12 protein-coding genes and 1 pseudogene are annotated in these 13,968 nt (G+C 48.6%); 10 read left to right on the top strand and 3 right to left on the bottom strand.

Going from position 1 to position 13,968, the window contains the following annotated elements; genetic code table 11:
- Window positions 1–193, top strand: a pseudogene (locus L4D76_RS09490) (IS4 family transposase); the annotation flags it as partial.
- 126 nt (window positions 194–319) lie between these two features.
- On the opposite strand, the gene L4D76_RS09485 reads toward L4D76_RS09490, so the two are convergent.
- Both L4D76_RS09485 and rpmE read right to left on the bottom strand, forming a co-directional pair.
- Window positions 320–1,570, bottom strand: a complete 1,251-nt coding sequence (locus tag L4D76_RS09485) for a malic enzyme-like NAD(P)-binding protein (RefSeq protein WP_428440663.1) — start codon at window positions 1,568–1,570, stop codon at window positions 320–322.
- 302 nt (window positions 1,571–1,872) lie between these two features.
- Window positions 1,873–2,085 carry a 50S ribosomal protein L31 gene (rpmE, locus tag L4D76_RS09480; RefSeq protein ID WP_428440662.1) on the bottom strand — a complete coding sequence of 71 codons (213 nt, stop codon included), beginning with the start codon at window positions 2,083–2,085 and terminating at the stop codon, window positions 1,873–1,875.
- A gap of 424 nt (window positions 2,086–2,509) precedes the next feature.
- On the opposite strand from rpmE, the gene priA reads away from it, so the two are divergent.
- From priA to rraA, 7 genes are all read left to right on the top strand, one after another.
- Window positions 2,510–4,726, top strand: coding sequence for a primosomal protein N' (gene priA, locus L4D76_RS09475; protein ID WP_428440661.1), 2,217 nt, complete (start codon window positions 2,510–2,512; stop codon window positions 4,724–4,726).
- A gap of 172 nt (window positions 4,727–4,898) precedes the next feature.
- On the top strand, window positions 4,899–5,903 hold the full coding sequence (gene cytR, locus L4D76_RS09470) for a DNA-binding transcriptional regulator CytR (protein WP_428440660.1): 1,005 nt from the start codon (window positions 4,899–4,901) through the stop codon (window positions 5,901–5,903).
- Window positions 5,904–6,066: 163 nt separating this feature from the next.
- Window positions 6,067–6,642, top strand: a complete 576-nt coding sequence (locus L4D76_RS09465) for an SPOR domain-containing protein (RefSeq protein WP_428440659.1) — start codon at window positions 6,067–6,069, stop codon at window positions 6,640–6,642.
- Window positions 6,643–6,852: 210 nt separating this feature from the next.
- Window positions 6,853–7,380 carry an ATP-dependent protease subunit HslV gene (hslV, locus tag L4D76_RS09460; RefSeq protein WP_428440658.1) on the top strand — a complete coding sequence of 176 codons (528 nt, stop codon included), beginning with the start codon at window positions 6,853–6,855 and terminating at the stop codon, window positions 7,378–7,380.
- A gap of 10 nt (window positions 7,381–7,390) precedes the next feature.
- Entirely contained in the window at window positions 7,391–8,722 is a 1,332-nt protein-coding gene (hslU, locus tag L4D76_RS09455; protein WP_428440657.1) for an ATP-dependent protease ATPase subunit HslU, read from the top strand.
- A 152-nt stretch (window positions 8,723–8,874) separates the two neighbouring features.
- Window positions 8,875–9,780: a 1,4-dihydroxy-2-naphthoate polyprenyltransferase gene (locus L4D76_RS09450; RefSeq protein WP_428440656.1), complete on the top strand. Its 906-nt coding sequence runs from the start codon at window positions 8,875–8,877 to the stop codon at window positions 9,778–9,780.
- A 207-nt stretch (window positions 9,781–9,987) separates the two neighbouring features.
- Window positions 9,988–10,473 carry a ribonuclease E activity regulator RraA gene (rraA, locus tag L4D76_RS09445; protein ID WP_428440655.1) on the top strand — a complete coding sequence of 162 codons (486 nt, stop codon included), beginning with the start codon at window positions 9,988–9,990 and terminating at the stop codon, window positions 10,471–10,473.
- Between the two features lie 74 nt (window positions 10,474–10,547).
- Here the strand turns inward: rraA and zapB are convergent, their stop codons facing one another.
- Complete coding sequence (gene zapB / locus L4D76_RS09440) at window positions 10,548–10,790, bottom strand: cell division protein ZapB (RefSeq protein ID WP_428440654.1); 243 nt, start codon at window positions 10,788–10,790, stop codon at window positions 10,548–10,550.
- 756 nt (window positions 10,791–11,546) lie between these two features.
- Between zapB and L4D76_RS09435 the strand changes: the two genes are divergently transcribed.
- Together L4D76_RS09435 and glpK are read left to right on the top strand one after the other, a co-directional pair.
- Entirely contained in the window at window positions 11,547–12,395 is an 849-nt protein-coding gene (locus tag L4D76_RS09435) for an MIP/aquaporin family protein (protein ID WP_428440653.1), read from the top strand.
- A gap of 41 nt (window positions 12,396–12,436) precedes the next feature.
- Complete coding sequence (glpK, locus tag L4D76_RS09430) at window positions 12,437–13,948, top strand: glycerol kinase GlpK (RefSeq protein ID WP_428440652.1); 1,512 nt, start codon at window positions 12,437–12,439, stop codon at window positions 13,946–13,948.
- Window positions 13,949–13,968 lie beyond the last annotated feature (20 nt).

The following is a 13,968-nucleotide window of genomic DNA, read 5'->3' as shown; positions in this document are numbered from 1 at the left end:
GCATATTGTTCATGAGTTAACGCAGTTGCCATTTGTGACACCAGGGAACATACCGAAACAAGTAATGGTACTAGAAGAGATCGCGAAGCAGTTTATTTTACCTGCTAGAAGAGAACGAAGTTACCCTAGAGTATTGAAGTGCTCAAAAAACCGATATCCCGTTAGAAAAAACAATGCCGCTCACGTTAAGTGAACGGCATTAGCCAATTGGCTGGTTTTTTGTTCTCGACATAAAGCTATCTGTCGGTATTCAGTTTGCCGCTCTATTTCAACAGCATTTTTTCGATACCGTTATTGAATTTAATAGCAAAAGTGATTTTTATTTGTTTTCCATGTAGCCAACAGGCATCTCAATCTGTGCGACACCCGAATCAATCGCCGCCTGTGCGACAGCTTTGGCAACACGAGGAAGCAGACGTGGATCCATTGGCTTGGGAATAATGTATTCCATGCCAAATTCCAGCTTGTCGACTCCCGCGGCTTTTAATACTTCCGCAGGAACCGGCTCTTTGGTCAGCTCACGAATGGCTTTAACCGCGGCCAGTTTCATTTCGTCATTGATTTTGCTCGCGCGTACATCCAGGGCTCCGCGGAAAATGAATGGAAAACAGATAACGTTATTGACCTGATTAGGATAATCAGAACGGCCAGTCCCCATGATCAGATCATCACGTACTGCATGTGCCAGTTCAGGTTTGATTTCAGGATCCGGGTTGGAACAAGCAAAAACAACGGGCTTATCAGCCATCAATTTAAGTGCTTCAGGTTCAAATAAATTTGGACCAGAGACTCCGACAAAGATATCAGCACCTTCAATAACATCTTCCAGCGTACGTTTATCGGTATTATTCGCAAACAACTGCTTATATTCGTTAATATCGTCACGGCGCGTATGAATGACCCCTTTCCGGTCAAGCATGTAGATCTTCTCGCGCTGGGCACCTGACTTGATCAGCAGTTCCATACATGCCACCGCCGCCGCACCGGCACCTAAACAGACGATAACAGATTCACTAATCTCTTTGCCTTGCAGCTCAAGGGCATTCAGCATCCCGGCGGCCGTTACAATCGCGGTACCGTGCTGATCATCGTGGAAGACAGGGACACTACAACGTTCAATCAGGCGTTTCTCGATTTCAAAACAGTCTGGTGCTTTGATATCTTCCAGGTTGATACCACCAAAGGTATCTGCGATGTTCGCCACCGTATCAACAAACTCATCGATAGTACGGTGCTTCACTTCAATATCGATAGAATCCAGCCCCGCAAAACGCTTAAACAGCAGCGACTTACCTTCCATTACCGGCTTGGATGCCAGAGGACCAAGGTTACCTAAACCCAGAATTGCCGTACCGTTAGTAATTACTGCAACCATGTTGCCTTTACCCGTGTACTTATACACATTCTCTGCGTTTTTGGCGATCTCCCGAACAGGCTCAGCGACACCCGGGCTATACGCCAGCGCCAGATCTTCAACCGTATCAGCCGGCTTAGTAAGTGCTACTGCGATTTTTCCTGGTACTGGGTAAGCATGATAATCAAGTGCTTGTTGGCGAAAATCTTCAGACATAGTGTTCTGGGTCCTAGGTAAAAAGGAGAGCTTGATCCTAAATGAAAATGATGTTCAGTTCGATCTTGAGAGGCAGATCATATTCTATCGTGATAGAAAATCCTAGTTCAGTACAGCAGGTCAAACCAATTGCATGCTCATATAGGATACTTAGGCAGAAAAACGGGTGAAAATTGTGCTACACGGGAGGGGAGATAGATAAAGCAGCCAGGGTGGCTTAATAAAACGGTAGAAAACGCGAAGGCAAGATGACAAAAAGGGATGCATAAGCATCCCTTTTATCGGAATTCAGCTGGCTAATATTATTTAGCAGCAAGAGCACCGAAACGTTTGTTGAACTTGTCAACACGGCCACCAGAGCTAACTTCACGCTGCTTACCAGTGTAGAATGGGTGACATTTGTCACACACATCAAGGTTAACGTCTTTACGCATAGTTGACTGGAATACAAAAGTGTTGCCGCAAGAACAACGAGCGTTCACTGCTGAGTAATCTGGGTGGATACCTTGTTTCATGGGATAACCTCAAGCTAAGGCCGTGTCGCTCTCCCGATCCAAAGCCGGGCACCACACGTCGTTAAATACAGTATGCCGCAAATGCGACAAATTAGGCGACGTATAGTAATCAATCACGCAGCCCAGATCAACCAACTCGCTACTTTTTTCATCACATTATTCACCGCCGGCTTGCTATCGCTAGATTTATACCCAAGCAACGTCAAGATCCGTGAACCCTGCATTTGAAGTGGTGTGGGGATATTTCAATCACTGACAATAACCACGATGCATTACGGGTTAACCCTGTCTTATTTATCCGTTTGGGATAAAGCGCCGGGCAAGGTACACTTCCCTCATAAAATAAAAGTCTTCTTTCATTATAGATCCTGCAGCCGTTCAGCTCTCACGAGGTGGATGGTTACAGCTTTTTCAGCGGTTAGTTATGACACCCAAGATTGCCAAAGTGGCCCTTCCTGTTCCATTGGATAAAGCCTTTGATTACCTGGTCAAACCCGGCACATTCCCTGTCGTGGGTAGTCGGGTACGCGTTCCGTTCGGGCGGCAGCAGCTGGTTGGCCTGGTCATCGCCCTGACAGATCACTCTGATTTTCCGCTTAACCAGTTAAAACCTTTGAACGCGGTGATCGATACCGCGCCATTGTGGCAGCCACCGCTGTTCAGCCTGCTATCCTGGGCCAGCAGTTATTACCAGTATCCATTGGGGGACACCCTGGCGAACGCCATGCCGGCGTTGCTGCGCAAAGGACGGAGTGCCTCTCCTGCTACCCTGAAATACTGGACGCTGACTGAAGCCGGTCGGGATCAACCGCTAACGGCACTCAAACGCGCGCCACGACAGGTGCAAGTGTTGAATATTTTGCGCCATAACAACGCCAGCCATGAAGCCTTACTAGCCGAGGAGATCAGCTCTGCGACCCTGAAAACCTTAGCGGAAAAAGGCTGGATTGCCGAGCAACAGGAAAAACCGCGCCAGAAAGACTGGCATAAAGATTTTGCCCTGACCGAAGAAAAACCCCGCTTACATGAAGAGCAGGCCCTGGCCATCGCAACCGTCAATGCGAATCCTGATTTTGGCTGTTATTTACTGGAAGGCGTCACGGGCTCGGGCAAAACGGAGGTCTACCTCAATCTGTTAGAACCGGTATTAGCCGCAGGGAAACAGGCGCTGATCCTGGTGCCGGAAATCGGTCTGACCCCGCAAACCATTAATCGTTTTCGCCGCCGTTTCAATGTTCCGCTGGAAACCGTGCATTCAGGTCTGAATGATACCGAGCGCCTCTCTTCCTGGCTGGCGGGACGCGATAATCAGGCGGGGATCATTATCGGTACCCGCTCAGCCTTATTCACGCCATTTAAGAACCTCGGTATCATCATTGTTGATGAAGAGCATGATGCCTCGTATAAGCAGCAAGACAGCTTGCGTTATCATGCTCGTGATCTGGCCGTCATGCGGGCCAATAAAGAAAACATTCCCATCGTATTGGGATCGGCGACGCCAGCGCTGGAAAGTTTACATAACGCCAAAAGCGGTAAATACCACCACCTGCAGTTAACCCGGCGGGCAGGCAATGCACAAGTGGCCCGGCACGGCGTCTTAGATGTCAAAGGCTTGTATTTGGAAGCCGGACTCTCCGCCCCTTTAGTGGCGCAAATGCGCAAACATTTAACCGCGGGTAATCAGGTCATCCTGTTTCTCAATCGCCGCGGTTATTCGCCGGCGATGATCTGCCATGAATGTGGCTGGCTGGCTGAATGCGATCGTTGTGATGCCTACTACACGCTGCATCAGCAATCGGGGCAGTTACGGTGCCATCACTGTGCAACCCAACGTCCGATCATGCATCAATGCGAGAGCTGTGGCTCGACTCAACTTCATGCGGTCGGTGTCGGTACCGAGCAGCTGGAACAGCAGCTGGCGACATTGTTCCCGGAATACAAAACCGTGCGTATCGATCGCGACAGTACCCGCCGTAAAGGGGCGCTTGAAAATTACCTCGAGGCCATCAAGAATAATGAGTACCAGATCCTGATCGGCACCCAAATGCTGGCCAAGGGTCACCATTTTCCCAATGTCACCTTAGTGGCCCTGATTGATGTCGACAGCGCGCTGTTCAGTAATGACTTCCGGGCATCGGAACGCCTTGCCCAACTGTTTATTCAGGTCGCAGGCCGTGCCGGACGCGCCAGTAAACCAGGTGAAGTTCTGTTGCAAACTCACCACCCGGAGCATGGTTTATTACAAGCTTTGTTGCACAAGGGGTATGATCATTTCGCCGATAACGCGCTACTTGAACGCAAGCAAGCCTTACTGCCGCCTTATACTCATTTGGCACTGTTTCGCTCAGAGGCCAACAATAGTGACCATAATGTTCAATTTTTACAGCAAGTTCGCAATATTTTCGAATCAAACCCGCTATTTATCCAGGCCGATGACCGCCATAAAAGCTATGTCATGGGGCCAAATCCCGCACCTCTGGCGCGTCGTGCTGGCCGTTATCGCTGGCAGTTATTACTGCAAGCCCCCGATCGGAAAACCCTGCAACGCATGTTAACCATTGCCAAACCCGCGATCCAATTACTGCCACTTGCCAAGAAAGTTCGCTGGTCGATTGATGTCGAACCTCAGGATTTAACTTAAAACAATCAATGCGACACAGATCACAACTTGAATGTAATTTATGCTATTGAGAGCATGTTTAATCGCACACTTAGAGCCTACAATAACAGGCTTGTCGGTATAGGTATCAGCTCTATTTGGCTAGGGTCCTCCGGCAATATTATGAGAGAAATAATAGAGAGGAACTGAAATTATGGCGACAATGAAGGATGTTGCCCAGCTTGCCGGTGTCTCAACAGCCACGGTTTCCCGTGCCCTGATGAACCCGGAAAAAGTCTCGGCCTCGACCCGGAAAAAGGTCGAACAAGCCGTCATGGAAGCTGGCTATTCACCCAATTCACTAGCTCGGAATCTTCGCCGCAACGAATCAAAAACCATCGTTACCATTGTCCCTGATATCTGTGATCCCTACTTCACAGAAATCATTCGCGGTATTGAAGAAGCCGCGATGGAGCATGGCTACCTGGTTTTGCTTGGCGACAGTGGTCAGCAAAAGGTCCGCGAAAATTCTTTTGTTAACCTGGTGTTTACCAAACAAGCGGACGGCATGTTATTGCTCGGTTCCGATTTACCCTTTGATGTCAGCAAACCCGAGCAGAAAAATCTACCGCCTTTGGTGATGGCGTGCGAATACGCACCAGAGCTGGAATTACCCACCGTTCATATCGATAACTTAACCGCCGCGTATGAGGCCGTAAACTATCTGACTCAGATGGGCCACAAGCGTATTGCCCAAATATCCGGGCCGGATCAAGCGGCACTTTGCCAGTTCCGGGCTCAGGGATATCAGCAAGCACTTCGCCGCGGAGGCATTGAACTCAACCCGGCCTACACCATCAAGGGTGACTTTTCATTTGCAGCTGGTGCCCGTGCAGTCACGGCCCTGCTTTCATTACCTGAGCCACCGACGGCACTGTTTTGCCACTGTGATGTCATGGCTATCGGGGCAATGCAGCAAGCAAAACGCCTGGGATTACGTGTACCGCATGATCTGTCAATTGTCGGCTTCGATGACATTCAGTTTGCAGAATACTGCGATCCACCGCTTACCACCGTTTCCCAACCACGTTATGAAATCGGCCGTCAGTCGATGTTAATGCTGCTGGAACTATTAAAAGGTAAAGAGGTACCGGCAGGTTCTCGTTTACTGGATGCCAAACTTGTTATAAGGGAAAGTGCCGCGCCACCAGCTCCCTAGCGACAGTCAGATATACAGTGAGCTTATGAGTTTTGGCATAAGCTCACAAATATCAGCAACAGACCGACGTTTAACTCCTTTGAACGCCACAGAAACACTAGTCAGCTACCGCCCAAGTTTGTAACATAGGGCTTATTATTTTTGCCGTTATATTGTCATCATTGTGGCCACTAAAGATTATGTAAAACGCGGACGCTCGCCAAAAAAGCCAGCCCGCCACAATCGCAAAGCGCCAGCATCCAATGGCTTCCCTTTTAAATGGGCCATCATTGCCCTGATCCTTGTCAGTGCTCTTGGCTATGGCTTATATTTTCTATCTAGCTCACCGGCTCCCAAGCCAGCCCCTGAGCCAACAAAACCTGTGGCAGTCAAACCAAAGCCCAAACCAATCACGAAAACCAAAAAGACCGCTTTACCCCCAAAGCCGGAAGAGAAGTGGCGGTATATTGAAGAACTGGAAAATAAAGAAATCCAGGTTGAATCAAAGCAAGCCCAGAAACCGAGCCGCCCGTACCTGATGCAGTGCGGGGCATACCGCAGCAAAGATCAGGCGGAACAACGCAAGGCGATGATTGCTTTTCAGGGACTTGAGAGCCAGGTGAAAACCAGCCAAGGTGAAAAAGGCAACTGGTATCGCGTCATTCTTGGCCCGTATCCACAAAAGCGTAAAGCCGAAAGTGATCGCAACATGTTACGCCGTGCGGGAATTGAACCATGCGCGATCTGGTTTTGGGAGTGACCGCAGACCAGGCATAAGCTGGCCATACACCCAAGCGGAACTCAATGTTTTATACCCAAAGGATGCTCTGGCATCCTTTTTTGTCATCTGTGGTCTCAAATTGAAAACGTCGTTTATGACTTTTGGCTTGAAAACTTATTATTTCATCCCCAACTATAGTAATAACATCGATACCGGCACTGCGCCGGAGAGAACCAAAGAGGTTAGACCGTGACAACAATCGTATCTGTACGTCGAAACGGTAAAGTCGTTATTGCCGGTGATGGCCAGGTTTCCCTGGGCAACACTGTGATGAAAGGTAACGCGCGCAAAGTACGCCGTTTATACAACAACAAAGTTCTGGCTGGCTTTGCTGGCGGCACCGCTGATGCCTTCACTCTATTCGAACGTTTTGAGCGTAAGCTTGAAATGCACCAGGGCCATCTTCTTAAGGCGGCGGTGGAACTGGCCAAAGACTGGCGCACCGACCGCATGCTTCGTAAACTCGAGGCCCTGTTAGCAGTCGCTGATGAAACCGGCTCATTAATCATTACCGGTAATGGTGATGTGGTTCAGCCTGAAAACGACCTGATAGCTATCGGCTCAGGCGGTAATTTTGCCCAGGCGGCAGCAACAGCCTTGCTGGAAAACACCGATTTAAGTGCCCGTGAAATTGCCGAGAAATCACTGAATATCGCTGGCGATATCTGTGTCTTCACCAACCACAATCATACCATTGAAGAGCTCGATGCTAAGTAAGGAAGCCGCTATGTCTGAAATGACTCCACGCGAAATTGTTCATGAGCTTGATCGCCACATTATCGGTCAGGACAAAGCCAAACGTGCCGTTGCTATCGCACTGCGCAACCGCTGGCGTCGCATGCAGCTTCCTGAAGAGCTGCGTGTTGAAGTTACACCTAAAAATATTCTGATGATTGGCCCGACAGGTGTCGGTAAAACCGAAATCGCCCGTCGTCTGGCTAAACTAGCCAATGCGCCTTTCATTAAAGTGGAAGCGACTAAGTTCACCGAAGTCGGCTATGTCGGTAAAGAAGTCGAAACCATTATTCGCGATCTGACCGATGTCGCGGTAAAAATGACTCATCAGCAGGCGATGGAAAAAGTCCTTTTCCGCGCTGAAGAGCTGGCTGAAGATCGTATTCTCGACATCCTGCTACCTCCGGCTCGTGATGCCTGGGGCCAAAATGAAGAGGCAGACAGTAGTTCTGCGACTCGCCAGTCATTCCGCAAGAAATTGCGCGAAGGCAAGCTGGACGACAAAGAGATCGATATCGATGTCGCAGCACCGCAGATGGGCGTTGAGATCATGGCACCTCCTGGCATGGAAGACATGACAAACCAACTGCAGGGCATGTTCCAGAATCTTGCCGGGAATACCACCAAAAAGCGTAAGATGAAAATCAAAGACGCAATCAAAGCGGCAACAGAAGAAGAAGCTGCGAAACTGGTTAACCAGGAAGAGCTGAAAGAACACGCCATCTACGCGGTAGAGAACAACGGTATTGTCTTCCTCGATGAGATAGACAAGATCTGTAAACGCGGCGAGGCATCCGGCCCGGACGTTTCTCGTGAAGGTGTCCAGCGTGATCTGCTACCTTTGGTTGAAGGCAGCACGGTATCGACCAAGCATGGGATGGTGAAGACTGACCATATCCTGTTTATCGCTTCCGGCGCGTTCCAGATGGCTAAACCTTCAGATCTGATCCCGGAACTGCAAGGACGCCTGCCTATTCGAGTTGAACTTGAAGCCCTGACCAGCGGTGACTTCAAACGTATCCTGACAGAGCCCAATGCATCGCTGACAGAGCAGTACATCGCCCTGATGGCAACGGAATCTGTTGACATCGGCTTTACTGAAGACGGCATCAACAAAATTGCCGATGCCGCATGGCAAGTTAACGAACGCACAGAAAACATTGGTGCCCGCAGGCTGCACACCGTCATGGAACGCCTGATGGAAGAGCTGTCTTTCGACGCGACAGAAAGGTCGGGTGATAAGTTCATTATCGACGAAGCCTATGTTACAGACCGTTTAGGTGAACTGGTTGATGACGAAGATCTGAGCCGCTTTATTCTTTAGGCCTTAATCATCAACGCAGCAATTGAAAAATATGAAAACGGTGTCATTTGACGCCGTTTTTTTGTTCTTAAACAAACATTATGGCGATAAAGTTGCCCATCTCTGTGTTTGCGCCATAATACCCCCTCGACAATTTCCTAAGTAACGACATTATGAAATCATCTTCACTCGCAATCTGGCTTGATGCCGCAAGGCCCAAAACCTTGCCATTAGCCATCGCATCGATTGTATGCGGTAGTGCAGTGGCAGGATGGCAAGGACGTTTTTCTGCATCAATCACAGGTCTCGCCCTGCTCACCGCACTTTTACTCCAGATTTTATCCAACCTGGCCAATGACTATGGTGATGCCGTTAAGGGCACAGATAACGATGATCGCCTTGGCCCGCAACGGGCAATTCAGTCAGGTTTAGTTACCCCTGATGCAATGCGTAATGCCATGGTACTGAATATTATCCTGACGATAATCAGTGGACTGAGCCTGATCATCCTTGCCTGTAATAACTTGCAAGATATGTTTGGCTTTATGTTATTAGGTTTGATGGCGATTGCAGGCTCTATCGCTTATACCGTCGGTAACAAGCCTTATGGCTACCGAGGCTTAGGTGATCTGTCGGTGCTGATGTTCTTTGGCTGGTTAGGCGTTGCGGGCACTTATTATCTGCAGGCAGGTCATATTGATTCGGTCATTATGCTACCCGCAACCGCATGTGGCCTCTTGGCTGTCGGTGTACTTAATATCAATAACTTAAGAGATATCGAAAACGACCGTGCCTGTGGCAAATTAACCTTAGCAGTACGCATGGGGCCAGACTGGGGGCGCAAATACCACCTGTTCCTGTTAGCCGGCAGCGTTGTCTGTTTAGCACTGTTTGCACTATTGGAACTGCATTCGCCGTTTGGCTGGTTATTTATTCTCAGCTTGCCGCTGCTGTTTCAACATGGCAAACAGGTATTTCAATCTGCAGACGGAGCAGCACTGCGCCCGATGATGGCGACCATGGTGAAATGCGCGTTACTGACCAATATTCTGTTTGCCGCAGGATTAATTCTGGCTTGACCGCCATGGGTTAAACCGCATTGGTTAAACAAGATCGGTTAAATAGCACGACGATTTAAGAAAGTATCACTGGTTAACGATACATGGCCGGTAACGAACCAACATCATTGTTGCAATGAAAGCCCTACTGGTTATAATTTCAACAGGTTGATAGTGTTAAATTAACCAATCGCCCTCTTTTCTTTTGCCACAACAAGAAGCTAGCTTATGGAATATAATACCTCCGAGCTATGCGATATTTACCTGGAACAGGTGGATGTCGTTGAGCCAATGTTCAGTTCTTATGGTGGTCGCAGTTCCTTCGGCGGCCAGGTTACCACTGTAAAATGCTTTGAGGATAATGCATTGATCCGCTCGGTACTGGAAGGATCAGGTATTGGACGCATATTATTGATTGACGGTGGTGGCTCATTACGGCGTGCATTGATTGATGCTGACATTGCCCAGCTTGCTGCTGACAATGGCTGGGAGGGGTTAATTGTCTACGGCTGCGTGCGCAATGTTGATGATCTGGATGAACTCGACCTTGGTATTCAGGCGCTGGCTTCAATACCGGTAGGGGCAGATCAACAAGGGGTGGGGGAAGCCGATGTAGCGGTGAATTTTGGTGGTGTCACTTTCTTGCCGGAAGACCATCTCTATGCTGATAACACTGGGGTGATCTTATCGCCAGAACCGCTCGATATCGAGTGACCCGCAGTGCCACCGAGGTACAAGATACAATCATGTACCTGAGATAGAAAAACAGAGCCAATTGGCTCTGTTTTTTATTCTACGTGATCCATCTTACCCAGCAGCATGCGGACGCGCTCTTGCCATGCTTGATGATCATTCTGTAGTTTGTGGTTGTCCTGCTCTAATACTTCACGGTTTGAACGTAGTTCTTGCGTTTCTGCAGTCAGGCTTTCATTTGTTTCTTTTAGTTCTTCAATTTCCATTTGTAGCAGAGAAATTGTATCAACAGCCATTTGCACTTTGGCTTCCAGCTTTTCCAACATTTCTAAAGACATATTGTTCACCTGATCTAAGCCCATATCATTACCTTAAACGTTAAGGTAATACCACACGAGCATGGTTTAAATTCGTTGCTGCGCCTATTCTAGCGAGGCAGCCGCCATCTGGCATCCTCTAATCCATCGCTTTTTCGCAAATGGATAAATTTTACACAATCTTGATAGCAATTTTGCCTTGTTATTGTAATCAGATTGCATAAGCAGAGGCTTTGAGCTTCGCTGACTTTTCTATTTTAACGGTATCAATATAAAAACAAGTTAATTCCCTGTTATAAATTTTTTATTTTTATCCCCGTTGCGGTCCGTCTTTACCTAAGCGATTGTAAACCAACCAAAGCGCTGAAAAATAATACCCCCCCCAATTGCAGAATGCTTGAAATTGCGATCTAACTCTATTTTCATGCAGCGCTTGCGTGCTAATTTTTATCGTGATCGTATCTCTCTTGGAGTTATCCAAGAACTTGCCCTCTTGGCACATCCGACCTCAATAAGGTCGGATTTTTTATTTTATTCAACAAGTTACATATGGTTACTAATCCCCGACCTTCATTCTACATTCCATTAGTGCAAAATGAGAGTTCAATCATAAAAAGCGTAAACGATTGACTCATGCTCGAAATAACTCTCTTTTTATGCTCGAACGCACATTTTTGATTCAATTTTATTCCAATAATACATGAGTGCGGTACATTAACGCTCGAATAACAAATATAAAGCAATACCCCTACAATATATCGACAAAAGGACTGAGAGATGACTAACTCGAAACAACACACGCTACTTGGTGAGTGTCTCGCTGAGTTTATAGGAACAGGATTATTGATCTTCTTTGGTGTTGGCTGTGTGGCCGCACTGGTGCTTACTGGAGCAGAATTTGGACAATGGGAAATCAGCATCATGTGGGGCTTCGGCGTCGCTATTGCTATCTACTGTACGGCGGGCGTATCAGGCGCGCACATCAATCCCGCAGTAACTATCGCTTTAGCCCTGTTCCATGGCTTTGATAAGCGTAAAGTTGCCCCTTATATCGTGGCGCAACTATTTGGTGCGTTCTGCTCTGCCGCTTTAATTTACGCCCTTTACAGCAACCTCTTTACGGAATATGAAGCCACCCACCAGATTGTTCGCGGTACCCAGGCCAGCCTGGCCACTGCCGGTATTTTCTCAACTTATCCGCACCCCGCTCTTTCATTCAGCGGTGCATTTGCAGTTGAGTTCGTTATTACTGCAGTACTGATGTTTGGTATTTTAGGCATTACTGATGAGAAAAATGGCGCACCTCGCGGCCCGATGGGTCCACTACTTATCGGTATCTTGATTGCCGTTATCGGTGGCTCTTTAGGTCCACTAACGGGTTTTGCAATGAACCCTGCCCGTGACTTCGGCCCTAAATTCTTTGCCTTCCTAGCAGGCTGGGATGAAATGGCACTAACCGGTGGCAAAGACATTCCCTACATGATTGTGCCGATCCTTGCGCCAATCTGCGGTGCATGCTTCGGTGGCTGGCTCTACCCGAAAGCGATCGGCCTGTACCTGCCAAACAACGACACCGCGTCAGAACAGAGCGAAAGCACTGAAGCCCAGGCAACAGCAAAAGCTTAATAGACTCTCTACCCTATAATAAAAGTTAAAGGACATTCATTATGACTGAACAAAAGTATATTGTTGCGCTTGATCAGGGTACCACCAGCTCCCGCGCCGTTGTGCTGGATCACGACGCCAATATTGTTTGTACGTCACAACGCGAATTCACCCAGATCTATCCTAAAGCAGGTTGGGTGGAGCATGATCCTCTAGAAATCTATGCGACCCAAAGCTCAACCCTCGTTGAAGTTCTGGCTAAAGCGGGTATTAATTCTGATCAGATAGCCGGTATCGGTATTACTAACCAGCGTGAAACCACTATTGTCTGGGATAAAAACACCGGTAAACCCGTTTACAACGCCATCGTCTGGCAGTGCCGCCGTACCGCAAGCATTTGCGAAACCCTGAAAGAGCAAGGGTTAGAAGAATACATTCGTGAGAACACCGGTCTGGTTGTTGACCCGTATTTCTCAGGCACCAAAGTCAAATGGATCCTCGACAATGTTGAGGGTGCTCGTGAAGAAGCGGAAGCTGGCAACCTGTTGTTTGGTACTGTCGATACCTGGCTGATCTGGAAAATGACCCAGGGACGCGTACATGTCACTGACTTCACCAACGCCTCACGTACCATGCTGTTTAACATCAACACCCTGCAGTGGGATGAAAAACTGCTGAAAGCATTGGATATCCCGCTCTCTATGATGCCGGAAGTGAAGTCATCTTCTGAAATCTACGGCCAGACCAACATTGGCGGCAAAGGCGGTACCCGTATCCCAATCTCTGGTATTGCAGGTGATCAGCAGGCGGCTCTATTCGGCCAAATGTGTGTTGAAGCCGGTCAGGCGAAAAACACCTATGGTACGGGCTGCTTCCTGTTAATGAATACCGGTAAAGAGAAAGTCACCTCACAAAACGGACTGCTGACGACCCTGGCCTGCGGCCCTAAAGGCGACGTTGCTTATGCCCTTGAAGGTGCGGTGTTTATGGGTGGTGCTTCCGTTCAGTGGCTGCGTGATGAAGTCAAACTACTGGATGATGCCAAAGACTCTGAGTATTTTGCAGAAAAAGTGGGCAGTTCTAACGGTGTTTATGTTGTTCCGGCCTTTACGGGTCTGGGCGCACCATACTGGGACCCGTATGCTCGTGGGGCAATCGTTGGCCTGACGCGTGGTGTGAATTCTAACCACATCATTCGTGCAACCCTGGAAAGTGTTGCTTATCAGACTCGCGATGTACTGGATGCCATGCAGGCAGACTCCGGCATCACCCTTGCGGAGCTGCGTGTTGATGGTGGCGCGGTTGCCAATAACTTCCTGATGCAGTTCCAGTCAGACCTGCTGAACACAGAGGTTGATCGCCCCGTCGTAACGGAAGTGACTGCGCTGGGTGCGGCTTATCTGGCGGGTCTGGCTGTTGGTTTCTGGGACAGCATTGACGAGCTGCAAGACAAAGCTCAGTTGGATCGCAAGTTCGTACCATCTGCTGATGATCAGAAACGTGACCATCGTTACCGCGGCTGGAAACGTGCGGTAGAGTGCGCGAAAGGTTGGGCACTGGAAGACGAAGAGTGATCCCGTCTTAGGGCTTTGCT

The sequence above is a fragment of the Photobacterium sagamiensis genome (assembly GCF_050337085.1).
Lineage (GTDB): Bacteria > Pseudomonadota > Gammaproteobacteria > Enterobacterales > Vibrionaceae > Photobacterium > Photobacterium sagamiensis.
Note: the sequence above shows the minus strand (reverse complement) of the source record. Positions and strands in the feature narration are given on the sequence as shown.